Origin of the sequence: Bradyrhizobium sp. RDM12 (assembly GCF_051917485.1) — a bacterium.
Classification (GTDB): Bacteria; Pseudomonadota; Alphaproteobacteria; order Rhizobiales; family Xanthobacteraceae; genus Bradyrhizobium.
The window spans coordinates 5,670,141-5,692,934 of record NZ_CM133064.1 but is presented as its reverse complement, the minus strand read 5'-3'; the positions used below and the strand labels follow the sequence as shown (position 1 = coordinate 5,692,934).

Here is a 22,794-nt window from a genome sequence, read left to right as displayed (position 1 = left end):
TCATCACAGCCGCAGCACCTTCCCCGGATTCATGATGTTCTGCGGGTCGAGCGCGCGTTTGATCGTGCGCATGATGTCGAGCTCGGTCTTCGAACGGTAATGGCTGAGCTCGTCGAGCTTTTCGATGCCGATGCCGTGCTCCGCCGAGATCGAGCCGCCCATGGAGATGATGAGATCGTTCACCGCCCGCGTGATCGCGGCCGTGTATTGGTTCAGCGTCTGCTGATCCATGCCCTTCGGCCCCATGAACGAGAAATGCAGATTGCCGTCGCCGATATGCCCCAGCGGATAGGGGCGGATGCTCGGGAGAATGTCGAGCGCGGCCTTGAGCCCCTTCTCGATGAAGTCCGGAATTTTGGAGATCGCCACCGATACGTCGTAGCTGAGGCCCGGACCCTCGGCGCGCGAGGCCTCGGCCATGGCTTCGCGGATGCGCCACATGTTGCGCGATTGACTGACGGTCTGCGCGATCGCCGCGTCGAGGACGCGACCGGCCTCGAGCTGGTGGGCGAGAAATTGCTCCATCTTCTCGGACATGCCATCGGCCCCGTCCTGCCGCGGCCGCGAGGACGACCATTCAAGCAGCAGGTACCACGGCGTATCCGCCTTGAGCGGATCCTGGACGCCGGGAATGTGGCGCATCACGAGGTCGACGGCCGCGCGGCTCAGCAGCTCGCAGGACCCGACATTGTCCTCGGATGCCGCATGCGCGTCCGACAGGATCTCCAGCGCCGCGCGCGGATCACGGATCGCGAGCCACGCCGTGCAGACGTCCTTCGGGGCCGGCCATAGCTTGAGGACGGCCTTGGTGATGATGCCGAGCGTCCCCTCCGCGCCCATGAAGAGATGCTTGAGGTCGTATCCGGTGTTGTCCTTCTTCAGCGCGCGCAATCCCTTCCAGACCTCGCCGTTGGGCAGGACGACCTCGAGCCCGAGCACGAGGTTGCGGGCATTGCCATAGCGCAGCACCTGCACGCCGCCGGCGTTGGTCGAAAGGTTGCCGCCGATCATGCACGAGCCCTGGGCGCCAAGGCTCAACGGCAGGAACCTGTCGTGCGCAGCCGCGGTCTCCTGAAGGGTCTGCAAAACGCAGCCGGCCTCGACCGTCATCGCATAGCCGACGGGATCGACCTCCAGCACGCCGTTCATCCGGCCCAGCGACAGCACGATACCGGTGTGCGCAGGCCAGGGCGTGGCGGCGCCCATCAGCCCGGTGTTGCCACCCTGCGGCACGATGGCGACGCCGTGCTCATGGCAAAGCCGGACGACTTTCGACACTTCCTCGGTGCTGCCAGGACGTATGACGGCCCCGGCGCTCCCAACCAGCAGCCCCGCCAGTCCGTGACGAACGGCTGCTTGCCGTGCTCGTCTTCGATGAAACCTTTCTCGCCCACGATCGCGCGCAACGCATCGCATAGCTGCGTGGTCAAAGGCGCGGTCGGAATGGCGGGTACGGGCGACGGGAAGGCAGTCGGCATTTTGTTTCCCCTGGCGCATCTTGGTGTGCACTGCGCGCGCGAAGCGCTTGGGTCGCATTGTCCACGTTTGGGCCGCGAAGTCTATCGGCAACACCGGGACAATTTCAGCACCATCTCCAAACATGCTTGCCAACATCTGCGGCCGTTCTGGCATCACAGCCGCGTGTCGCGGATCGGTAACGCCGCTGTGTTCGGCGTCACCACCACGATACGGTACTAGGCCATCGCAGGCTTTGCTTGCGGTTTCGGTTGCCTCGACAGTGCCAGCACGATCAGCGAGGCGAATACGCAGAGCGCGCCGGCCACGAAGAAGGCGGGCAGGTAGCTCTGCAGCAGCGTCCGCGACAGGCCCGCGCCGAAGGCCGCGGCGCCGGCGCCGAGTTGATGGCCGGCAAAGATCCAGCCGAACACCAGATTGGCGCGTTCGGGCCCGAATTTCTGCGCAGTCAGTCGCACCGTCGGCGGCACGGTCGCGATCCAGTCGAGGCCGTAGAACATCGCGAAGATCGACAGGCCATAGAACGAGAAATCGCTGAAGGGCAGGAAGATCAGCGAGAGTCCGCGCAGGCCGTAGTACCAGAACAGCAGGAAGCGGTTATCATAGCGGTCCGATAGCCAGCCCGACATGATAGTGCCGAAGAAATCGAAAATGCCCATTGCCGCCAGCAGGCTCGCCGCCTGCACCTGCGGGATGCCGAAATCGAGGCACATCGGGATCAGGTGCACCTGCACGAGGCCGTTGGTCGAGGCGCCGCAGACGAAGAACGTTGCAAACAGGATCCAGAATGCGCTCGACTTCGAGGCGTCGCGCAGCGTGCCGAGCGCAACTCCGGTGATCGAGCCGGGGTTCACGGGCGGTGCGGCCACGGGCTCGGTGCCTTCGTCGCCCAACGGGCGCAGGCCCAGATCGCTCGGGCGGTCGCGCATCACGAGTAGCACTGCCAATGCGGAAACGCCGAGCATGATGCAGACGAATCCGAGCGCAAGGCGCCAGCCGAAGCGTTCGGTGAGGCTTGCGAGCAGCGGCAGGAACACGAGCTGGCCGGTGGCGACACTCGCGGTCAGGATGCCGACGACGAGGCCGCGCCGCGCGGCGAACCAGCGCGTGGAGATGGTCGCGCCCAGCACCAGCGCGGTCATGCCGGTGCCGATGCCGATCACCACGCCCCAGAGAGCCACAAGCTGCCAGATTTCTGTCATGCCGAGCGAGAGCACGAGCGCCGAGACGACGATCAGCTGAGCGGTCAGCGTGACGTTGCGCAGCCCGTAGCGGTTGAGGAGGGCGGCCGCGAACGGTGCCATCAGCCCGAACAGGATGAAGCGGATCGAGAGTGCAGACGAGATCTCCGCCGTGCTCCAGCCGAACTCCTTCTGAAGCGGGACGATGAACACGCCAGGCGCGCCGACCGTGCCCGCGCTGATCAGCGCGGCGAAGAAGGTCACGCCGACCATCACCCAGCCGTAATGGATGTTGTGACGGCCGAGTGCGGCCGAAAGCCAGTTCGAAATCATTGCCCCTCAATCCAGCTTGGCGGGCTTTGGGCGACCCGCATCATTGTTGCAGTCTGCCACGGAAACGGGAAGTCTGAAATGACAGACTTCCCTCAATTCGGGACATCGCGGCCGCGCTAATGCGCGAGGCGCTCCACCGCGATCGCAGTGGCCTCGCCGCCGCCGATGCAGAGTGCCGCAATGCCGCGCTTGAGATTGTTGGCCTCGAGCGCATGCAGCAGCGTCACGATCAGTCGTGCGCCGGTCGCACCAATGGGATGGCCGAGCGCACAGGCGCCGCCATTGATGTTGAGCTTGTCGCGCGGGATGCCGAGGTCGCGCTGCGCTGCCATCGCGACCACCGCGAACGCTTCGTTGATCTCAAAGAGATCGACATCGCCTGCGCTCCAGCCGACCTTGTCGAGCAGCTTGCGGATCGCCGGGATCGGCGCGGTGGTGAACCATGGCGGCTCCTGGCTGTGGGTGGCATGCCCTTTGATCACGGCGAGTGCAGGCAGGCCGTTGCGATCGGCGAGCGAGCGCTTCGTCAGCACCAGCGCGGCGGCGCCATCGGCATTGGCCGAGGAGGCCGCGGGCGTGATGGTGCCGTTGGCGCGGAACGCCGGCTTCAATCCGGGAATCTTGGCCGGATCGACCTTCAGCGGGTGCTCGTCATTGGCAATCACCCGTGGCCCGGACTTCTCGCTCAGCGTGATCGGTACGATCTCCGCCCTGAATGCGCCGCCCTCGACCGCCTTGCGCGCGCGGCTCAGCGTTTCCATCGCGTAGGCGTCCTGGTCCTTGCGGGTGAACTGATAGGCCTCGGCCGTCGCCTCGCCGAAATCGCCCATGGAGCGGCCGGTCTCGTAGGCGTCCTCGAGGCCGTCCATCATCATGTGGTCGATGATGCGGTCGTGACCGGCGCGATAGCCGCCGCGGGCTTTAGCCAGAAGATACGGCGCGTTGCTCATGCTCTCCATGCCGCCGGAGACGACGATCTCGGCCGAGCCGGCGCGGATGATGTCGTGCGCCAGCATGGTCGCCTTCATGCCGGAGCCGCAGACCTTGTTGACCGTTGTTGCGCCCGTAGCATCGGGCAGGCCGGCGCTACGCGCCGCCTGACGCGCCGGTGCCTGGCCCTGGCCGGCGGGCAGCACGCAGCCCATGAACACCTCCTCGACCTTCTCGGGCGCGAGCTTGGCGCGTTCCAGCGCCGCATTGATCACGTGCGATCCGAGCTTGTGCGCGGAAAGCGGCGACAACTCGCCCATGAAGCGGCCGAGCGGGGTTCGGGCGGCGGAGACGATGACGACGGGATCGGCGGCTTCGGCCATGACAAGACTCCCTGGCTATGACGATTGAGATTACGATCATCATATGATGCGGCGCAAAAAACTGCAACCGCGCGAGCATGAGAAATTGTCGTGGATTGGATGAGAATTGGTCGTTCGAACGGAGGAGGTCCTACCGCTTCCGGTTCACAAACGCTTGCATCAGCCGCGTCGGCTCGTCGGTCAGAAACGACTCGCCGAACACCTTGATGCTGAGGTTCACCGACTCCGTCAGCGGCAGTTCCTCCCATTGCCGCAGCAGCGCCTTCTGCGAGCGCAGCGCCTCGGGGCCGCATTCGAGCAGCGCGTTCACGAGCTGCTCGACCTCGGCATCCAGTCCGCCGGCCGGCGCGATTCTGTCGATCAGGCCCCAAGCCAGCGCCGTCGGCGCGTCGATATTCTCCGCGGCCATCACTAGCCAGCGCGCGCGGGCCCAGCCGATCAGGCGCGGTAGCAGCGCGGCATGGATCACCGAGGGAATGCCGACGCGGACCTCGGGCATGCCGAAATGCGCATCGTGCGCGGCGATGCGGAAGTCGCAGGCAGCGGCGACTTCGAGCCCGCCGCCGAGGCACCAGCCGGGCATGCGCGCGATCACGGGGGCGGGGAATTGCCGTACGGCTTCGCAGAGATCGCGCAGGCGGCTGATGAACGCTTCGGCCGATGTCTGGTCGAGCTTGGCCATCTCCTTGATGTCGGCGCCGCCGATCATGCTCTTCTCGCTCTGGCCGCGCAGCACCACAACGCGAATGCTGCGATCGGTGGCGAGTTGTTGCAGGCCTTCGCGCACCGCATCGGTCACGGGCGAGCCCAGAATGTTCAGCGGGCCGGCGTTGCAGATCACGACATGAACGACGCCGCGCGCATCGCGCGTGATGCCGCAGTGGTTGTTGAGCATTTCCATCGTGGGATCTCGAAGGTTTCGTGGACATGCGCAAGACGCGCGCGTCGGGATCACTTCCGGGCCGAAATGCCCGGCTTGTCAAGCGGGTGGGACGGAGTTGCCGGCGCGAAATCCGCAGCATAGTATGATGAGTATCCTCCAAAAGGACAGCCCATGACCGAACCCGCTCAACTCGACCTGTTTTCACCTGCACAGCGGCGCGAGCGCGTGGTGGACTGGCAGGCGCCAGCGCCGGTTGCGAAAGTGGCGATGGGCCTGTCCGGCATCGAAGCCATGCTCGGCATCCGCGACGGACGCCTGCCGCCGCCGCCCTTCGCAAAGCTGATCGGTTTCATCATGGCCGTGGTCGAGCCGGGCCGGATCGTGATGGAACTGGAGCCGCGCGAGGACCTCGAAAATACCATCGGGCTCCTGCATGGCGCGACCGCCGCTGCACTCCTCGACACCGCCATGGGCTGCGCGATCTCCACGCGGCTGGAGGCCGGGCAGTCGTCGGTGACGCTCGACCTGAAAATGACCTTCCTTCGCCCGCTCTCGGTTCGCTCGGGGCTGATCTCGGCCGAGGGCAAGATCATCAAGCTGGGTCGCCAGACCAGCTACACCGAGGGCTTCGTGCGCGACGGCAAGGGCGCCCTCGCGGTCCATGCAACTGCAACCTTTTCCATGATCGGCAACAATTTTACCGGGAATTAATGCGCCGCCGGACCGATATCCGTGTTATGAGATGACCTCCGACATCCAATGAGAGCCGCATGCGCTATTCTCGGGAACACAAGCAGGAAACTCACGACCGCATCGTGAAGAAGGCGTCCGTGCGGCTGCGCGAAAAGGGCGCCCACGGCATCGGCGTCGCCGACCTCATGAAGGAGGCGGGCCTGACCCATGGCGGCTTCTACGCGCATTTCGATTCCCGCGAGGCGTTGGTGATCGAGGCCTTCGGCTACGCCATGGACCGCGCGATGGAGCACTGGCGCAAGCAGTCCGACCAGGTCGCGCCCGAGAAGCGGCTTGCCCAGATCGTCGAGACCTATCTCTCCACACTCCACCGCGACAATCCCGGGCACGGCTGCTCGATCCCCGCACTTGGCGCCGAGATCGCCCGTGAGAGCCCGAAGACGCGAAAAGCCTTTGCCGGCAAGCTCGACGAGATGATCGAGATGATGACCGATTTCATCCCCAATTTGCCACGCAAGGCCGCACGCAAGCAGGCGATCGCCACGCTGGCGACGATGGCCGGCACCATGCTGCTGGCGCGCATCGCCGGCTCCAGCGAGCTGTCGGACGAGGTGTTGAGGGCCGGCAAGGACAATGCGCTCGACGGCGCGCGGCGTGAGCCTGCAAAGGCTGCACCGGCCAAGAAGAAGCAGAACTAGGCGAGATGCCGTAGGGTGAGCAAAGGCGTTCAAGCGCCGTGACCACCATCTCGTTCCGATTGCGATGGACATGGTGGGCACGCTTTGCTTTGCCCACCCTGTCCATTCCGCTTTATCGCCCCGCAAACAGCGCCCGCTCGCGCTCCACGATCTCGCCGATGTAATCCGCCACCGCCCTGATCCGCGCGAGATCCTTGCTGTCGGCGTGCATCAGCATCCAGAACGTGCGCGTGATCGAAACTTCCTCCGGCAGCACTGCGACAAGCTGCGGATAGTCGCTCGCCATGAAGTGCGGCAGCACCGCGATGCCGAAGCCTGCGAGCGTGGCGTTGAGCTGGGCGATCAGATTGGCGCTGCGGAAGCGCGCCGAGATGCGCGGCGACACCTGCGGCAGATAGTCGAGCTCCGGCGTGAACAAGAGCTCCTCGATGTAGCCGACAAAGCGGTGCTGCGGCAGCACCTCGCGCGAGGCGATCGTCGGGAAACGGTCGAGATAGGCCGGCGCGGCATAAAGCCCGAGGCGATAATCGAGCAGCTTGCGGCCGACGATGCGGCCTTCCTTCGGCATGGTCAGGCTGATCGCGATATCGGCCTCGCGCTTGGAGAGACTGAACAGCCGCGCGGTTGCTACAAGTTGCAGATCGAGATCGGGATAGCGGTCGGCGAAGGGCGCCAGCCGCGGTGCCAGGAAAGCGGTGCCGAACCCGTCGGGCGCGCCGATCCGCACCGTGCCGGTCAGCCGCGCCACGGAGCCGCCGACCTGCTCCTGATTGGCGACGATGGTGGATTCCATCGCCTCGGCGCTGTCGGCGACGCGCTGGCCGGCCTCGGTGATGAGGTAGCCGGTCTTGCGCCGGTCGAACAGCTTGGCTGAGAGGTGCTTTTCCAGCCGGTCCACGCGGCGGATCACCGTGGCATGGTCGACGCCGAGCTGTTTTGCCGCAGCCGAGACCGAGCCGCCCCGCACGATGGCCAGCACGAAGCGGAAGTCGTCCCAATCGATGTGACCTTGATCCAGCATTTTCGCACATCTATGGTGCATTATCTCAGACTTGAATCCTATAAAATGCAGGTCGATAGGATTTGTCAAAGCGGATCAAGCCTTAGGGAGTTCATTCCATGCGCGCAGTCGGACATTTCATCGGCGGCAGGGAGGTCAAGGGTACCTCGGGCCGCACCGCCGACGTTTTCGAGCCGATGACCGGTGACGTCCAGGCCAAGGTCGCGTTGGCCTCGAAGGCCGAAGTCCGCGCCGCCGTCGAGAACGCGCGCGCAGCACAGCCGGAATGGGCCGCCACCAACCCGCAGCGGCGCGCCCGCGTCATGACGAAATTCGTCGATCTGGTGCAGCGCGACTACGACAAGCTCGCCGAGTTGCTGGCGCGCGAGCACGGCAAGACCGTGCCCGACGCCAAGGGCGACATCCAGCGCGGTCTCGAAGTCGCCGAATTCGCCTGCGGTATCCCTCATCTGATGAAGGGCGAATATACCGAAGGCGCCGGCCCCGGCATCGACATCTATTCGCTGCGCCAGCCGCTCGGCGTCGTCGCCGGCATCACGCCGTTCAATTTCCCGGCGATGATCCCGATGTGGAAATTCGCCCCAGCCATCGCCTGCGGCAACGCGTTCATCCTCAAGCCGTCCGAGCGCGATCCCGGCGTGCCGATGATGCTTGCCGCGCTCATGATCGAGGCGGGCCTGCCGGCCGGCATCCTTAACGTCGTCAACGGCGACAAGGAAGCCGTCGACGCCATCCTCGACGATCCCGATATCAAGGCCGTCGGCTTCGTCGGCTCCACGCTGATCGCGCAGTACATCTACGAGCGGGCCGCCCAGACCGGCAAGCGCTGCCAATGCTTCGGCGGTGCCAAGAACCACGCCATTATCATGCCGGACGCCGACATGGACCAGGCTGTCGATGCTCTGATCGGCGCGGGTTACGGCTCGGCCGGCGAGCGCTGCATGGCGGTTTCGGTCGCCGTGCCCGTCGGCAAGACCACCGCGGACCGTCTCATGGACAAGCTGATCCCGCGCGTCGAGAGCCTGAAGATCGGCACATCGATCGATCCGTCCGCCGATTACGGTCCGCTGGTCACGCGCGAGGCGGTGGAGAAGGTCAAGGGCTATATCGAGATCGGCATCAAGGAAGGCGCGACGCTCGCCGTCGACGGCCGCGGCTTCAAGATGCAGGGCTACGAGAACGGGTTCTATCTCGGCGGTTCGCTGTTCGACAACGTCACCAAGGAGATGCGGATCTACAAGGAAGAGATCTTCGGCCCCGTGCTCTCGGTCGTGCGCGCGCACGACTACAAGGAAGCGCTGGCGCTGCCGTCCGACCATGATTACGGCAACGGGGTTGCCATCTTCACCCGCGATGGTGACGCCGCGCGCGACTTCGCGGCCAAGGTCAATGTCGGCATGGTCGGCATCAATGTGCCGATCCCGGTGCCGATCGCCTATTACACCTTCGGCGGCTGGAAGAAGTCGGGCTTCGGCGATCTCAACCAGCACGGCCCCGACTCGATCCGCTTCTACACCAAGACCAAGACGGTGACCTCGCGCTGGCCGTCCGGCGTCAAGGAAGGTGCGGAGTTCTCGATCCCGACGATGAAGTGATCTCCTCAGCCGTCATTGCGAGGAGCGTAGCGACGAAGCAATCCAGAGTCTTTCCGCGGAGACAGTCTGGATTGCTTCGCTTCGCTCGCAATGACGAGAGAAAAATGAGCCGCCCCGGATGCAGTTCGCTCTGAACGAGGATCAAGTCGCGGTTCGCGACATGGCGTTGGCGTTTGCGGCGGAAAAGATCGCGCCGCATGCGCTGCGCTGGGACGAGGAGAAGCACTTTCCCGTCGACGTTATGCGCGAGGCCGCCACCCTCGGCATGGGCGGCATCTATATCCGCGAGGATGTCGGCGGTTCCGCTATGACGCGGTTCGAAGCGGCGCTGATCTTCGAGGCGCTGGCGACGGGCTGCCCGACCACGTCGGCCTTCATCTCCATCCACAACATGGCAAGCTGGATGATCGATGCCTTCGGCAGCGACACCCAGCGCCACACATGGCTGCCAAAGCTCTGCACCATGGAGCTGATCGCGAGCTACTGCCTGACCGAGCCGGGCGCAGGCTCGGACGCGGCAGCGTTGCGCACCCGCGCGGTGCGCGATGGCGATCACTATGTGCTCAACGGCCAGAAGCAGTTCATATCCGGTGCGGGCGGCACCGATCTCCTGGTCGCGATGGTCAGGACCGGCGGCGATGGCCCCGGCGGCATCTCGACCCTCGTCATCGACGGCAAGACGCCCGGCGTGTCGTTCGGCGCCAATGAGCGCAAGATGGGTTGGAACGCGCAGCCGACCCGCGCCGTGATCTTCGAGAACGCCCGCGTGCCCGTGGCCAACCGGCTCAGCGACGAGGGCGTCGGCTTCAAGATCGCGATGGCCGGCCTCGATGGCGGCCGCCTCAACATCACGGCCTGTTCGCTCGGCGGTGCGCAGACCGCGCTCGACAAGGCGCGCGCCTACATGAAGGAGCGCAAGGCGTTCGGCAAACGCCTCGACGAATTCCAGGCGCTGCAATTCAAGCTCGCCGACATGGCGATCGAGCTCGAGGCCGCGCGCACCTTCCTGTGGCGTGCCGCGGCGGCGCTCGACCGCAAGGACCCCGACGCCACCATGCTGTGCGCGATGGCAAAACGCTTCGGCACTGACGTCGGCTTCGAGGTCGCCAACAACGCGCTCCAGCTCCACGGCGGCTACGGCTATCTCAGCGAATACGGCATCGAGAAGATCGTGCGCGATCTGCGCGTGCACCAGATCCTCGAAGGCACTAACGAAATCATGCGGCTCATCGTGGCGCGCAAGCTGATCGAGGGCGCGCGATGAGTTCAGTGGAAGAGGGCGACCTGATCGTTCGCCGCGAAGGCGCGGCGGGCGTGATCCGGCTCAACCGGCCCAAGGCGATCAACGCCATGACGCTGGAGATGTCGGAAGGCATCGACGCGGCGCTGGATCGCTTCGAGATCGATCCGGAAGTTGCCGTGATCATCCTCGAAGGGTCGGGTGAACGCGGGCTCTGCGCTGGCGGCGACATCCGCGGTCTCTGGGAGAGCTCGCGCGAGGGCGGCGATCTCGGCCCGCGGTTCTGGCGTCAGGAATACGTCATGAACGCGCGGATCGCAAAGTATCCGAAGCCGTACGTGGCGTTCATGGACGGGCTGGTGATGGGCGGCGGCGTTGGTCTCTCCGGTCACGCCAGCCATCGCGTAGTCACCGATCGCACCAGGCTGGCGATGCCCGAGGTCGGGCTCGGCTTTTTCCCTGACGTCGGCGGCACCTGGCTGTTGTCGCGCTCGCCCGGCGAGATCGGCACTTATTTCGGCCTGACCGGCCAGACCATGAACGGCCCTGACGCGATCCACGCTAAATTCGCCGACGCCGTGGTGCCGGCCGCCAAATGGCCGGAGCTGCGCCAGGCGCTGACCGGCGTTCGCCAAGGCGTGACCGCAGCCGATGTCAGCAAGCTCATCAACGGTTTTGCGACCGGCGACACCGCGGGGCCAGTTGCTGCGAAGGAGCCTGTTATTGACGCATTGTTCGGCTTCGACCGCATGGAGGACATCGTCGCGGCGCTCAAGCGCGACGGGTCGGAGTTTGCGCTGGCGACGCTGAAGACGCTCAACGAGAAATCGCCGCGCGGCATGGTGGTGACGCTGAAACTGCTGCGGCTGGCGCGTAGCGCATCCAGCCTGGAGGAATGCCTGGTGCGCGAATATCGCGCGGCGCTGGAAGTCTTCCGCAGCGACGATTTCCGCGAGGGCGTGCGCGCCGCAGTGATCGACAAGGACCGCAATCCGAGCTGGTCGCCGCCGCGGATCGAGGATGTCACCCCGCAAATGCTCGCGCCGTATCTCGCGGAGATCGGCGCCGACGAGCTGAAGTTCAACTGACAACGTTCCAAGCGGAGGAAACCAAGATGGCCACGATCGCATTCATCGGTCTCGGCAACATGGGCGGCCCGATGGCCGCGATCTGGTCAAGGCCGGCCACAAGGTGGTGGCGTTCGATCTCGCCGAGGCCTCGCGCAATCAGGCCAAGGCCGATGGCGCCGCTATCGCTGACAGTGCGTCGGGAGCGGTGAAGGACGCCGACGTCGTCGTCACCATGCTGCCGGCCGGCAAGCACGTGCTCGGCGTCTGGAACGAGGTGGTGCCCGCCATGACCAAGAGCGCGCTGATCATCGATAGCTCCACCATCGACGTTGAAAGCGCGCGTCAGGCGCATGCGCTGGCAGCCAGGCATGGCGTGCTCTCGGTCGACGCGCCGGTCTCCGGCGGCACCGGCGGTGCCAAGGGCGCAACGCTCACCTTCATGTGCGGTGGCGAGGAGGGCGCGTTCGCGGCGGCAAAGCCGGTGCTGGAGAAGATGGGCAAGAAGATCGTGCATTGCGGCGGCAGCGGCGCCGGTCAGGCCGCGAAGATCTGCAACAACATGATCCTCGGCATTTCCATGATCGCGGTCAGCGAGGCCTTTGCATTGGCTGAGAAGCTCGGGCTCTCGCATCAGGCGCTGTTCGACGTCGCCTCGACCTCGTCGGGTCAATGCTGGTCGCTCACGACCTATTGCCCGGTTCCAGGTCCAGTGCCGACCTCGCCCGCCAACAACGACTACAAGCCGGGCTTTGCCTCGGCGCTGATGGTGAAGGATTTGACCCTGGCGCAGGACGCTGCGAAGGCCGCGGGCGCCGCAACGCCGCTCGGCCAGCACGCGCAGGAGATCTATCAGGCCTTCGACAAGGCAGGGCAGGGCGGGGTGGATTTTTCCGGAATTATCAAGCACGTTAGGGGGCTAGCTCGGCCGCCGTCATCCTGAGGTGCGAGCGGAGCGAGCCTCGAAGGATGAAAAGACGGTATCTGTGGCCATCCTTGAGACGCCGCTTCGCGGCTCCTCGGGATGACGGCAGTGAACGTGGTGAAGCCGGATGACGACATTTCGGGACGCGCGCGCATTTCTTCTGCAACACCGCACGGACTACGACACGGCGGTCAAAGGTTTCCGCTGGCCCGATCCGGTCGCCTTCAACTGGGCGCTCGACTGGTTCGACGAATTGGCGAAAGATGCTGAAGCCAAGGACAGACCCGCGCTCTGGATTGTCGACGCCGCGCAGGATAAGCAGACAAAACTGTCCTTCGCAGCGCTCTCGAAGCGCTCCAATCAGGTCGCCAACTTTCTCCGGGCCCAGGGCCTGAAGCGCGGCGATCATCTCCTGCTGCTGCTCGGCAATGTGGTTCCACTGTGGGAGACCATGCTCGCCGCGATGAAGCTCGGTGTCGTCGTCATTCCCGCGACCACGTTGCTCACCGCGGATGAGTTGCGCGACCGGCTCGATCGCGGCAAGGCGAAGGCGGTGGTCGCGGCGCAGGATCAGGTCGCGAAGTTCGCGAGTCTTGGTGCCGAGAACATCGTGCGCATCGTCGTCGGTGCGGCCTCCGACGGTTGGCTTGCCTACGACGAGGCGGCGAAAGCGTCTGAAAGTTTTGTGCCGGACGGTCCGACCAACGCCGACGACCCGATGCTGCTCTATTTCACCTCGGGCACCACGGCAAAGCCAAAGCTCGTACTGCACAGCCAGCGTAGTTACCCGGTTGGCCATCTCTCGACGATGTACTGGATCGGGCTGAAGCCCGGCGACATCCATCTCAACATCTCGTCGCCCGGTTGGGCCAAGCACGCCTGGAGCTGCTTCTTCGCGCCGTGGAACGCGGGCGCCACCGTGTTCGTAGTCAATCAGCCGCGCTTCGACGCCAAAGCTCTGCTTGCAACCATTGGCCGCTGCGGCGTCACCACGCTGTGCGCGCCGCCGACGGTGTGGCGGCTGTTCATTCAGGAGAACCTGGCGTCGTTCAAGGTGAGCTTGCGCGAAGTCTGCGGCGCCGGGGAGCCGCTCAACCCGGAAGTGATCGATCAAGTGCAGGCCGCCTGGGGCCTCACCATCCGCGACGGCTACGGCCAGACTGAAACGACCGCACTCGCCGGCAACTCGCCGGGACAGACAATCAAGGTTGGCTCGATGGGCCGCCCGCTGCCGGGCTATCGCGTGCAGGTCAGCGATGCCGATGGCCATCCGGCGAGGGAGGGCGAGGTGGTGCTGCTGCTGGGCGCTGATCGTCCGGCCGGCCTGATGCAGGGCTATCAGGGCGACGAGGGCGAGCTCTCTGGCGCCCAAGGCACTCTCTATCGCAGCGGCGACGTCGTATTCGAAGACGAGGATGGCTATCTCACTTTCGTCGGCCGCTCCGACGACCTGTTCAAATCCTCGGACTATCGCATCAGCCCGTTCGAGCTGGAGAGCGTGCTGCTCGAGCACGAACTCGTTGCCGAAGCCGCGGTGGTGCCGAGCCCGGACCCGATCCGGCTCGCGATCCCCAAGGCCTATGTGCTGCTGACCTCGGGCGCGGAGCCAATGCCGGAGACGGCGCTCTCCATCTTCAGGCACCTGCACGCGCGGCTTGCGCCATTCAAGCGCATTCGCCGCCTCGAAATCGTCACCGAGCTGCCGAAGACGATCTCTGGCAAAATCCGCCGCGTGCAGCTACGACGGCTCGAACGCGACGACGATCGCAACGATCCGCTGCGCGGCCGGGAATTCCGTGAGGAGGATTTTTCGGAGCTGGCGAAAACAAGAAGTGAGACCTGAAGCGAAATGAACGAAATCTGGAAGAAGCCGCCGATCACGCTGGAGGCCTATCAGGCCATGGTCGGCAAGGAGATCGGCGTGTCGTCCTGGCACCTGATCGACCAGCCCCGCATCGACAGCTATGCCGACGTAACGGAGGATCACCAGTTCATCCATGTCGACCCCGAGAGGGCGAAGGCGACGGCATTCGGCACCACGATCGCGCACGGCTTCCTGACGATGTCGATGCTATCAGCGATGTCCTATGAAGTGATGCCGGCGATTGCGGGCACCACGATGGGCGTCAATTACGGCTTCGACAAGCTGCGCTTCATCTCGCCGGTGCGCTCGGGCAAGCGCGTCCGCGGCCGTTTCGTGCTGGCCGAAGCCAGGTTGCGCAAGCCCAACGAATTACAATCCCGCACCAACGTGACCGTGGAGATCGAGGGCGAGGACAAACCCGCGCTGGTCGCCGACTGGCTCGGCCTGGTCTATTTCGCGTAAACCCGGGCCAATATGGCCGGGCTTGACCCGGTCATGCATCGCTGCTCAAAAGCCTGTTAGATCGCGCTCGGTGCACCCTCTCCCCTTGTGGGAGAGGGTGGCGAAATCGAGCGGAGCGAGATGAAGCCGGGTGAGGGGTGTCTCTCCACCCGCTCATCTGCCGAGACAACCCCTCATCCGGCGCTTCGCGCCACCTTCTCCCACAAGGGGAGAAGGGAAGAAAGCACAGGGAAGCACACTCATGGCAATCAGGTTCGACGGACGCGTCGCCATCGTCACCGGCGCGGGCAATGGTCTCGGCAAGGCGCATGCGCTGGGCCTCGCGAGCCGCGGCGCGAAAGTCGTCGTCAACGATTTCGGCGGCGCGCGTGACGGTAGCGGCGGTTCGCTCTCGCCGGCCGAGGCCGTCGTCGAGGAGATCCGCAAAGCCGGCGGCACCGCGATGGCTGACGGCGCCGACGTCTCGAATTTCGAGCAGGTGACCGCCATGGTCGAACGCGCCACCAGGGAATGGGGCAGCGTCGACATCATGTGTGCCAATGCCGGCATCCTGCGCGACAAGTCGTTCGGCAAGATGGAAGCGGCCGATTTCCAGAAGGTGCTCGATGTGCATCTCGTCGGCACCTTCTATTGCTGCAAGGCGGTCTGGGCCGGCATGCGCGACCGCAACTACGGCCGCATCGTGCTGACAACCTCGTCCTCCGGCCTCTACGGCAATTTCGGCCAGGCCAATTACGGCGCGGCCAAGTCCGGCATGGTCGGCCTGATGAATGTCCTCGCAGAGGAGGGCCGCAAGACCAACATCCGCGTCAACATCATCTCGCCGACTGCGGCCACCCGCATGACGGAAGAGCTGCTGCCGCCGCAGGCGCTGCAATTGATGAAGCCCAATGCGATTACGCCCGCCGTCGAGTATATGCTGAGCGAGGATGCGCCGACCCGCACCATCATGGGCGCCGGTGCGGGCTCCTTCGCCGTGATCAAGATTCTCGAGAGCGAAGGCATCAACTTGCCGGAGTCCGACTGGACCCCCGATGCCATCGCCGCGCATTTCGCCGAGATCAGCGACATGTCGAAGGCCAGAGCGCTGACGGGTGCGTTCGAGCAGACCCAGAAGTATGTGGCACAGGCCGCGGCACGGGCGGGGATCAAGCTCTGACTGAGGTCGCCGTCATCGGTGCCGGCCCCGCCGGGCTGATGGCGGCGGAGGTGCTGGCGTCGGGTGGCGCCCACGTCACCGTCTACGACGCCATGCCGTCCGCGGGCCGCAAATTCCTGATGGCCGGCCGTGGCGGGCTCAATCTCACCCACAGCGAGCCGCTGCCGGATTTTCTTGCCCGCTACCGCGAAGCGATGCCGGATCTGCGCGCGGCGCTCGAGGCGTTTCCGCCCGATGCGCTGCGCGACTGGAGCGCCGCACTTGGGCAGCCGACCTTCGTTGGCAGCAGCGGACGTGTGTTCCCGAAAACGTTCAAGGCCTCGCCCTTGCTGCGCGCCTGGCTGCGGCGGCTCGCTGCGGCCGGCGTGCAATTCGCGTTTCGGCATCGCTGGACCGGATGGGACGAGCAGGGCCGGCTCCAATTTCAAACGCCCGATGGCGCGCTTGCCATCGCCCCGGGCGCAACCGTGCTCGCGCTCGGTGGCGCGAGCTGGCCGCGGCTGGGCTCGGATGGCGCATGGGTCGATTGTCTCGCCGCCAAGGGCGTTGCCGTCTCGAAGCTCAGGCCGGCCAATTCCGGCTTCACGGTCGCATGGTCCGACATCTTTCGCGATAGGTTCGAAGGCCAGCCGCTCAAGGGCGTGGCGCTGACGGTCGGCGCGCACACGGTGCGTGGCGAAGCCATGATCACCCGCGGCGGCATCGAGGGCGGCGCGATCTACGCGCTGTCGGCGGAGCTGCGCGAGGCGGTCCTCGGGATCGGCCAGGCGACGTTGACGATCGCCTTGCGGCCCGATCTCGACGTCGACGCGCTGACCACGCGCCTGTCGGGCACGCGCGGCAAGCAATCGCTCGCGAACTTTCTGCGCAAGGCGGCACAATTGTCGCCGGTCGGCATCGGCCTGATGCAGGAAGCGGCCATTGCGTCCGGCCGGCCGCTGGCAACACTCTCGCCGGCCGGTCTCGCGCATCTGATCAACGCAATCCCGGTTCAGCTCACCGGCGTCGCCATGATCGACCGCGCCATCTCGACCGCGGGCGGGATTGCCTTCGACGAACTCGACGACCATTTCATGCTGCGCAAGCTGCCCGGCGTGTTCGCCGCCGGCGAGATGCTGGACTGGGAAGCGCCGACCGGCGGCTACCTGCTGCAGGCGTCGTTCGCGACCGGTGCGGCGGCGGGCAGGGGCGCGTTGCGATGGCTTGGGGCCCCCTGATCATGACGTTCCGGTCCTTGTGACGAGATCCGTGAGGAAACCGAGCACACCAAAGCTCGCCGCGACCACGCAGACCGCGGTCCAGCCGCCAAAACTCCAGGCCAGCGAGGCCGCCGCGGAGCCGACGCCGCCGCCGACGAAGAACAGCGCAACGAACAGGCCGTTGATGCGGCCGCGCGCCTCGGGTCGCAGCAGATTGACGGCGCGGCGGCCGAGCGTCTGGTCGGCGGTGATGCCGACGTCGAGCAGGATCGTCGCGAGGCTCAGCACCAGCAGGCCCGCCACGCGCGACTCCATCGTACCGGCCCAGGCGCAGAGTGCGAGCGAGCCGATGATGCACAGATGAGCCGCGAAGAGCAGCGGGCGTGCCCGGCCCTTGTCGCCCCAGCGGCCGGCAAGCGGCGTCGCCGCGGCGCCTGCGACGCCGATCAGCGCGAAAGCCGCGATGCCCTTGGCGTCGAGCGCAAACGGTGCATCCGGCAGGCGCAGCGCGACCGCGGACCAGAATGCGGTGAAAGACGCCATGACCAGGGAAGCTGTCCAGGCCCGCACGCGCAGCACCGGCTCTTCCCGCAGCAGTTTTGGGAACGAGCGGAGCAATTCGCCGTAGCCGACGCGGGCCGCCGGTTGCAGCGTCGGCAGATAACGGCCGAGCGCGCCGGCGAGGAACGTCATCAGGATGGCTGAGGCGAGATAATAGGCGCGCCAGCTCCAGAGATCGGCGATCAGGCTCGCCGCGGGCCGGGACAACAGGATGCCGATCATCAGCCCGCTCATCACCTCGCCGATGGCTTGACCGCGACGCTCCGGCGCCACCATCGAGGCCACGAGCGGAACCATCATCTGGATCGCGGCGCAGGACGCGCCGAGAACGAAGGTGGCGAGCAGCAACAGCGCGGGCGTTGGCGCGAGTGCCGTTGCCAGCGCTGCGAGGATCGCGCAGCCGAGCGTGCGCAGGATCAGCCGGCGGTTCTCGATCAGATCGACGAGCGGCACGAGCAACATCAGGCCGAGCGCATAGCCGAGCAGGGTCAGCGTGCTGACGAGGCCTGCCTGCCAGGCGGTCATGGTCAGCGATCGGCCGATCAGTCCAACGAGAATCTGCGGCGCGAACAAATTGGTGACGACCACGCCGGTGGTGATGGCGCCGAGCCAGATCAGCGGTCGCTCGGCGAGCTGCTTTCGAGATACGAGCTTGGTGGTTTCGGAGATGGTCATGGGACCTCGCGGGCTGGATGCGGGTCCCCTTTAAGCGGGATGAACAATATGCTACAATTCAATTAAGCCTATAAAGAATATGCGAGTTAGTTATGAATACCCACGACCTTGTCGCTTTCGTCGCGGTGGTCGAGACCGGTTCGATCGTCGCGGCCTCGACGCGCCTCAATCTCACGCAGCCCGGCGTGACGCGGCGCATCCAGAATCTCGAGGAGATGCTGGGCGCGCAGTTGCTGGACCGCCTGTCGAAGCCGCTGAAGCCCACGCCCGCAGGTCATGAGGCCTATGAGCAGGGCCGGCGCCTGCTCAGGATGCTGGATGATCTCAAGGCCGGCGTCGCCGATGATGGCGTCGTGCGCGGCGAGTTCAGGCTCGGCCTCACGCCGTTTCTCTCCGAGGCCGGGCTCAGTGCGCCGCTCGATGCGGTGCGTGCCGAATTTCCGGCGCTGAGCGTGCGCGTCGTCTCGGGCTGGTCGCCCAACCAGGTCGAGAGGGTCAGCCGCAATGAACTCGATGCCGCCGCGATCTGCCTGCCCGACGGAGCAGCGCCGCCGGCCGATCTCGTCGCCGACGATCTCGGGTCGCAGCCGGTGGTGTTCGTCGTCGCGCGCGAGATGAAGATCCCGCGCACCGTCGACCTGGAGCGCCTGTCGCAGTTGTCGTGGGTGATCAACCAGGACGGCTGCGGATTTCGCGACACACTCAAGCGCCGCTTCGATGCCGACCATTTGCCGTTCACCGTCGCCGTGGAAGCGCTGGACAGCGAGCTTCGGCTGTCGCTGGTGTCACGCGGTCTGGGCGTCGGGCTGGTCACACCGATCGCGCTGAAGCGCAGCGCGTTTCGCGACAAGCTCAAGCCGGTCGCCGCGCGCGACTTCAATCCCGCCGTGCGCGCATGGCTGGTGCATCGCCCGCCGGCCGGCCGTTTGACCGGCCCGATCAATCTGTTCCGCGACGGCCTGGATCGGGAGCTACGAGCTCTAATTCGCGCCTAGCGCAGCTTCCCGCGCGCGGCCACCGGCAGCGTGCCGATGATCTCGTCGCCGCGGACCATCACGACCTCGTCCATCATGTTGACGACGACGCAGACGTGGTTCGGCACGATGCGGACGACGTCGCCGACATCAGGACGCGTGTTGCTGCGGGAGAGGTCGAGGAAGCCGTGCTCCTCGGCGAAGCGCGCGATCCTGGCTTCGGGGTGCTCCAGGATCAGGCCGTGGCCGTCGAGCCCGCCGGTGTCCGTCGTCAGCGTCTTCGAGCCGGCGTCAAGAATCCCGCGCTCGGGTGCCGCGCGGCTCACCACGGTCGAATAGATGTGCAGCGCGCAATCGTTCCAGGTGGCAGAGCCGGCGGCGACTTGCATGCGGTCGTTGTAGATGTAGGTGCCGAAGCGGTGCTCGGTGCCGCCCTTGAGCTTGCCGATGTTCTTGAGGTTCGGCGTGCCGCCGGTCGAGACGATCTTTGCATCGAGCCCGTGCGCGCGCACGCCGGCGAGTGCCTCGTCGAAGAATTTCTGGGCATCGCCCCAGCCGGTCTCGGTCGGGTAGAGCATGAAGCCGGCAAACTCCAGTCCCTTGGACGCCGCGATTTCGCGCGCGAGCGCAATCGCTTCCGCCGGAGTCTCGACGCCCGCGCGCTTGCGGCCCGTGTCGCATTCGACCACGACCGAGAGCGAGCGGCCCGCAGCCTCGGCCGCCTTCGGCAGTCCGGCAAGGACAGTCGAATTGTCGGCGGCGACCGTCATGTTGGTTTTGGCATTCAACGCGCCGAGACGCGCCATTTTTTCCTCGCCCAGCAGATTGTAGCTGATCAGGATGTCGTCGATGCCGGCATTGGCCATGATCTCGGCCTCGCCGATCTTCTGGCAGGTGATGCCCTTGGCGCCGGCCGCGACCTGCATCTTCGCGATCGTCGGGTTCTTGTGCGTCTTGATATGGGGACGGTTGGCAATACCGGCCTCGTCGCAGGCCTTCTGGATCCGCGCGATGTTGCGCTCGACCTTGTCCATGTCGATGACGGCGCAGGGCGTACCGTATTCACGGGCGATCTTGGCGGCGAGGGGAGTGGTCATTTTTAAGCCTGCTCTATTTCTTCGCGAATCATTTCCAGTTCGAGCCAGCGCTCTTCGGCGGCGGAGAGTTCGTCGTGCGCCTTGGCAATGGCGGCGGAGGTGTCGTCGAATCTCTTGCGATCCCTGGCGTAAAGGTTGGGATCGTCGAGCACGCGCTGCAATCGGGCAATATCGGCCTGCAGGGCTTCCATCCTCTTCGGCAGCGTCTCCAGCGCGTGCTTCTCGTTGAAGCTCAGCTTCCGTTTGGATGCGGATGCTGGAGCCGCGGCGCGCTCCTCTTCTTCTCCGCAGGCGGTTGCGCCTTCGCAGTCTCGCGCTTCAGGTCGGCGCCGCGTTGCGTGAGCATGTCGCTGTAGCCGCCGGCATATTCGGTCCACTTGCCGTTGCCCTCGGGCGCGATCACGGAAGTGACGATGCGGTCGAGGAAGTCGCGGTCATGGCTGATCAGGATCACCGTGCCCTCGTAGTCGCCGAGCATGTCTTCGAGCACGTCGAGCGTTTCGAGATCGAGATCGTTGGTCGGCTCGTCCAGCACCAGCAGGTTTGACGGCTTGGCCAGCGCGCGCGCCAGCATCAGCCGGCCGCGCTCGCCGCCCGAGAGCACCTCCACCGGCGTGCCGCGCTGCTCCTGGGCGAACAGGAAGTCCTTCATGTAGCCGACCACGTGTTTCGGCTTGCCGCCGACCATGATCTGGTCGCCACGGCCGCCGGTCAGCGCCTCGGCCAGCGTCGACTTGGGATCGAGGCTTTCGCGGTGCTGGTCGAGCGTGGCCGTCTCCAGATTGGCCCCTAACCGCACCGTGCCGGAGTCAGGCTGCGCTCCGCCGGTGAGCAGATTGACCAGCGTGGTCTTGCCGGCGCCGTTCGGCCCGATAATGCCGAGCCGGTCGCCGCGCTGGATGCGGGTGGAGAAATTGTCGACGATCACGCGGCCGCCAAAGGCCTTGGTGATGCCCTTGGCCTCGATCACCAGCTTGCCGGATTGCTCCGCTTCGGCCGCGGCAAGACTCGCGGTGCCGGCCGTGCCGCGATAATTGCGCCGCTGGTCGCGCAGCGCATGCAGATTGCCGAGCCGCTTGACGTTGCGCTTGCGGCGGCCGGAGACGCCGTGGCGCAGCCAGTGCTCCTCGTCGACGATCTTGCGGTCGAGCTTGTGCTGGTCGCGCTCTTCTTCCGCCAGCACCTCGTCGCGCCAGCTCTCGAACGAGGCAAAGCCGCGGTCGATCTGCTTGATCTTGCCGCGATCGAGCCAGGCGGTGGAGCGCGAGAGATTGCTGAGGAAGCGGCGGTCATGGCTGATGATCACCAGGGCGCTGCGGCGATTGTCGAGCTCCTTCTCCACCCATTCGATGGTGGAGAGATCGAGATGGTTGGTCGGCTCGTCCAGCAACAAAATGTCCGGCGAGGGCGCCAGCACCCGCGCCAGCGCCGCGCGGCGGGCCTCGCCGCCGGAGACGTTGGCCGGGCTCTCGTTGCCGGTCAGGCCGAGTTGCTCGATCAGGTAGCGCGCCTGGTATGGATCGTCGCCCGGTGCGAGGCCCGCCTCGACATAGGCGAGCGTGGTCTTGTGGTCGCCGAAATCGGGCTCCTGCGGCAGATAGCGCACCGTCGCGCCGGGCTGCACGAAGCGCGTGCCGCCGTCGGGCTCGACCAGGCCGGCCGCGATCTTCAGCAGCGTCGACTTGCCGGAGCCGTTGCGGCCGATCAGGCACACGCGCTCGGATGGCGCGACATTGAGCTCGACGCCGCTCAAAAGCGGCGTGCCACCAAAGGTCAGCCTGATGTCTTTGAGTTGGATCAGCGGCGGCGCCATGACTAGCCTTGACTCGAATTCTGGCGCGTAGCGGTCTGATCGGCGCGGCGGCGCTGGATCCGGCGCAGCGTCTGGTCGAGCGCCGAGAGAAAGCTGGAGCGGTCGCGCGGTGCGAACGAGCGCGGGCCACCGGTCACTTCGCCGGCCGAGCGCAGGTCCGTCATGAGATTGCGCACCGCGAGCGTCATCCCGATCGACTCTTCCGTGAACGGCTTGCCGTTGGGCGCGATTACGTCGGCGCCGGCTTTCACGCAGCGGCTGGCCAGCGGAATGTCGGAGGTGATGACGACGTCGCCCGGCCTGGCCCGCTCCGCGATCCAGTCGTCGGCCGCGTCCATGCCCGCACCGGCGGCGATGCGCTCGATCAGCGGGTCCTGCGGCACACGGATAAAGTTGCCGGCGACCACGCGGACGGGCACGCCGTGCCGGCTCGCGACGCGGTAGATCTCGTCCTTCACCGGGCAGGCGTCGGCGTCGACATAGATGCGGGTGGGGGTGGCAGTCATTCGCGGCGTGGTACCCCATTCGGGCCGCAAAGGCGAGGGGATTGACCCTGGTTCCGCGA

Annotated in this window: 17 protein-coding genes and 3 pseudogenes; 11 read left to right on the top strand and 9 right to left on the bottom strand. The window is 65.7% G+C overall.

Annotated elements, in window-relative coordinates; all coding sequences use genetic code 11:
- Positions 1–3 precede the first annotated feature (3 nt).
- From ACTGJ9_RS27975 to ACTGJ9_RS27960, 4 genes and pseudogenes are all read right to left on the bottom strand, one after another.
- Positions 4–1,478: pseudogene (locus ACTGJ9_RS27975) on the bottom strand (FAD-binding oxidoreductase).
- A gap of 216 nt (positions 1,479–1,694) precedes the next feature.
- Positions 1,695–2,990, bottom strand: a complete 1,296-nt coding sequence (locus ACTGJ9_RS27970; protein ID WP_456673710.1) for an MFS transporter — start codon at positions 2,988–2,990, stop codon at positions 1,695–1,697.
- Positions 2,991–3,106: 116 nt separating this feature from the next.
- A complete protein-coding gene (locus ACTGJ9_RS27965; protein ID WP_456673709.1) occupies positions 3,107–4,303 on the bottom strand; it encodes an acetyl-CoA C-acyltransferase in 1,197 nt (398 codons plus the stop codon).
- A 130-nt stretch (positions 4,304–4,433) separates the two neighbouring features.
- Positions 4,434–5,204 (bottom strand): enoyl-CoA hydratase, encoded by a 771-nt coding sequence (locus tag ACTGJ9_RS27960; protein WP_456673708.1) that lies wholly within the window; start codon positions 5,202–5,204, stop codon positions 4,434–4,436.
- A gap of 153 nt (positions 5,205–5,357) precedes the next feature.
- On the opposite strand from ACTGJ9_RS27960, the gene ACTGJ9_RS27955 reads away from it, so the two are divergent.
- Positions 5,358–5,897: a PaaI family thioesterase gene (locus tag ACTGJ9_RS27955; RefSeq protein ID WP_456673707.1), complete on the top strand. Its 540-nt coding sequence runs from the start codon at positions 5,358–5,360 to the stop codon at positions 5,895–5,897.
- Positions 5,898–5,956: 59 nt separating this feature from the next.
- Positions 5,957–6,577, top strand: a complete 621-nt coding sequence (locus ACTGJ9_RS27950) for a TetR/AcrR family transcriptional regulator (protein ID WP_456673706.1) — start codon at positions 5,957–5,959, stop codon at positions 6,575–6,577.
- Between the two features lie 112 nt (positions 6,578–6,689).
- Here the strand turns inward: ACTGJ9_RS27950 and ACTGJ9_RS27945 are convergent, their stop codons facing one another.
- Complete coding sequence (locus tag ACTGJ9_RS27945; RefSeq protein WP_456673705.1) at positions 6,690–7,598, bottom strand: LysR family transcriptional regulator; 909 nt, start codon at positions 7,596–7,598, stop codon at positions 6,690–6,692.
- A gap of 98 nt (positions 7,599–7,696) precedes the next feature.
- On the opposite strand from ACTGJ9_RS27945, the gene ACTGJ9_RS27940 reads away from it, so the two are divergent.
- The 8 genes and pseudogenes from ACTGJ9_RS27940 (at position 7,697) to ACTGJ9_RS27905 (ending at position 17,127) form a co-directional block, all read left to right on the top strand.
- Positions 7,697–9,193, top strand: coding sequence for a CoA-acylating methylmalonate-semialdehyde dehydrogenase (locus ACTGJ9_RS27940; RefSeq protein WP_456673704.1), 1,497 nt, complete (start codon positions 7,697–7,699; stop codon positions 9,191–9,193).
- A 118-nt stretch (positions 9,194–9,311) separates the two neighbouring features.
- Positions 9,312–10,457, top strand: coding sequence for an isobutyryl-CoA dehydrogenase (locus tag ACTGJ9_RS27935; RefSeq protein WP_456673703.1), 1,146 nt, complete (start codon positions 9,312–9,314; stop codon positions 10,455–10,457).
- The gene (locus tag ACTGJ9_RS27930; protein ID WP_456673702.1) at positions 10,454–11,521 is read left to right on the top strand and encodes an enoyl-CoA hydratase/isomerase family protein; all 1,068 of its coding nucleotides are present in this window, start codon (positions 10,454–10,456) and stop codon (positions 11,519–11,521) included. Before ACTGJ9_RS27935 ends, ACTGJ9_RS27930 begins: the two co-directional genes overlap by 4 nt.
- 26 nt (positions 11,522–11,547) lie before the next feature.
- Positions 11,548–12,443 (top strand): annotated as a pseudogene (mmsB, locus tag ACTGJ9_RS27925) (3-hydroxyisobutyrate dehydrogenase).
- Between the two features lie 109 nt (positions 12,444–12,552).
- Entirely contained in the window at positions 12,553–14,268 is a 1,716-nt protein-coding gene (locus ACTGJ9_RS27920; RefSeq protein WP_456673701.1) for an AMP-binding protein, read from the top strand.
- Between the two features lie 6 nt (positions 14,269–14,274).
- Positions 14,275–14,751 carry a MaoC family dehydratase gene (locus tag ACTGJ9_RS27915; RefSeq protein ID WP_456673700.1) on the top strand — a complete coding sequence of 159 codons (477 nt, stop codon included), beginning with the start codon at positions 14,275–14,277 and terminating at the stop codon, positions 14,749–14,751.
- Between the two features lie 241 nt (positions 14,752–14,992).
- Positions 14,993–15,910: an SDR family NAD(P)-dependent oxidoreductase gene (locus ACTGJ9_RS27910; RefSeq protein WP_456673699.1), complete on the top strand. Its 918-nt coding sequence runs from the start codon at positions 14,993–14,995 to the stop codon at positions 15,908–15,910.
- A 38-nt stretch (positions 15,911–15,948) separates the two neighbouring features.
- Positions 15,949–17,127, top strand: a complete 1,179-nt coding sequence (locus ACTGJ9_RS27905; RefSeq protein ID WP_456673698.1) for a TIGR03862 family flavoprotein — start codon at positions 15,949–15,951, stop codon at positions 17,125–17,127.
- Here ACTGJ9_RS27905 and ACTGJ9_RS27900 read toward each other — a convergent pair whose 3' ends face one another.
- Positions 17,128–18,345, bottom strand: a complete 1,218-nt coding sequence (locus ACTGJ9_RS27900) for an MFS transporter (RefSeq protein ID WP_456673697.1) — start codon at positions 18,343–18,345, stop codon at positions 17,128–17,130.
- A gap of 92 nt (positions 18,346–18,437) precedes the next feature.
- Here ACTGJ9_RS27900 and ACTGJ9_RS27895 point away from each other — a divergent pair, with 92 nt between their 5' ends.
- The gene (locus ACTGJ9_RS27895; protein WP_456673696.1) at positions 18,438–19,340 is read left to right on the top strand and encodes a LysR family transcriptional regulator; all 903 of its coding nucleotides are present in this window, start codon (positions 18,438–18,440) and stop codon (positions 19,338–19,340) included.
- On the opposite strand, the gene ACTGJ9_RS27890 is transcribed toward ACTGJ9_RS27895, so the two are convergent.
- The 3 genes and pseudogenes from ACTGJ9_RS27890 to ACTGJ9_RS27880 form a co-directional block, all read right to left on the bottom strand.
- A complete protein-coding gene (locus tag ACTGJ9_RS27890) occupies positions 19,337–20,416 on the bottom strand; it encodes a D-TA family PLP-dependent enzyme (RefSeq protein WP_456673695.1) in 1,080 nt (359 codons plus the stop codon). The genes ACTGJ9_RS27895 and ACTGJ9_RS27890 overlap by 4 nt on opposite strands.
- Before the next feature lie 2 nt (positions 20,417–20,418).
- Positions 20,419–22,229: pseudogene (locus tag ACTGJ9_RS27885) on the bottom strand (ABC-F family ATP-binding cassette domain-containing protein).
- A gap of 2 nt (positions 22,230–22,231) precedes the next feature.
- Complete coding sequence (locus ACTGJ9_RS27880) at positions 22,232–22,735, bottom strand: YaiI/YqxD family protein (protein ID WP_456673694.1); 504 nt, start codon at positions 22,733–22,735, stop codon at positions 22,232–22,234.
- Positions 22,736–22,794 lie beyond the last annotated feature (59 nt).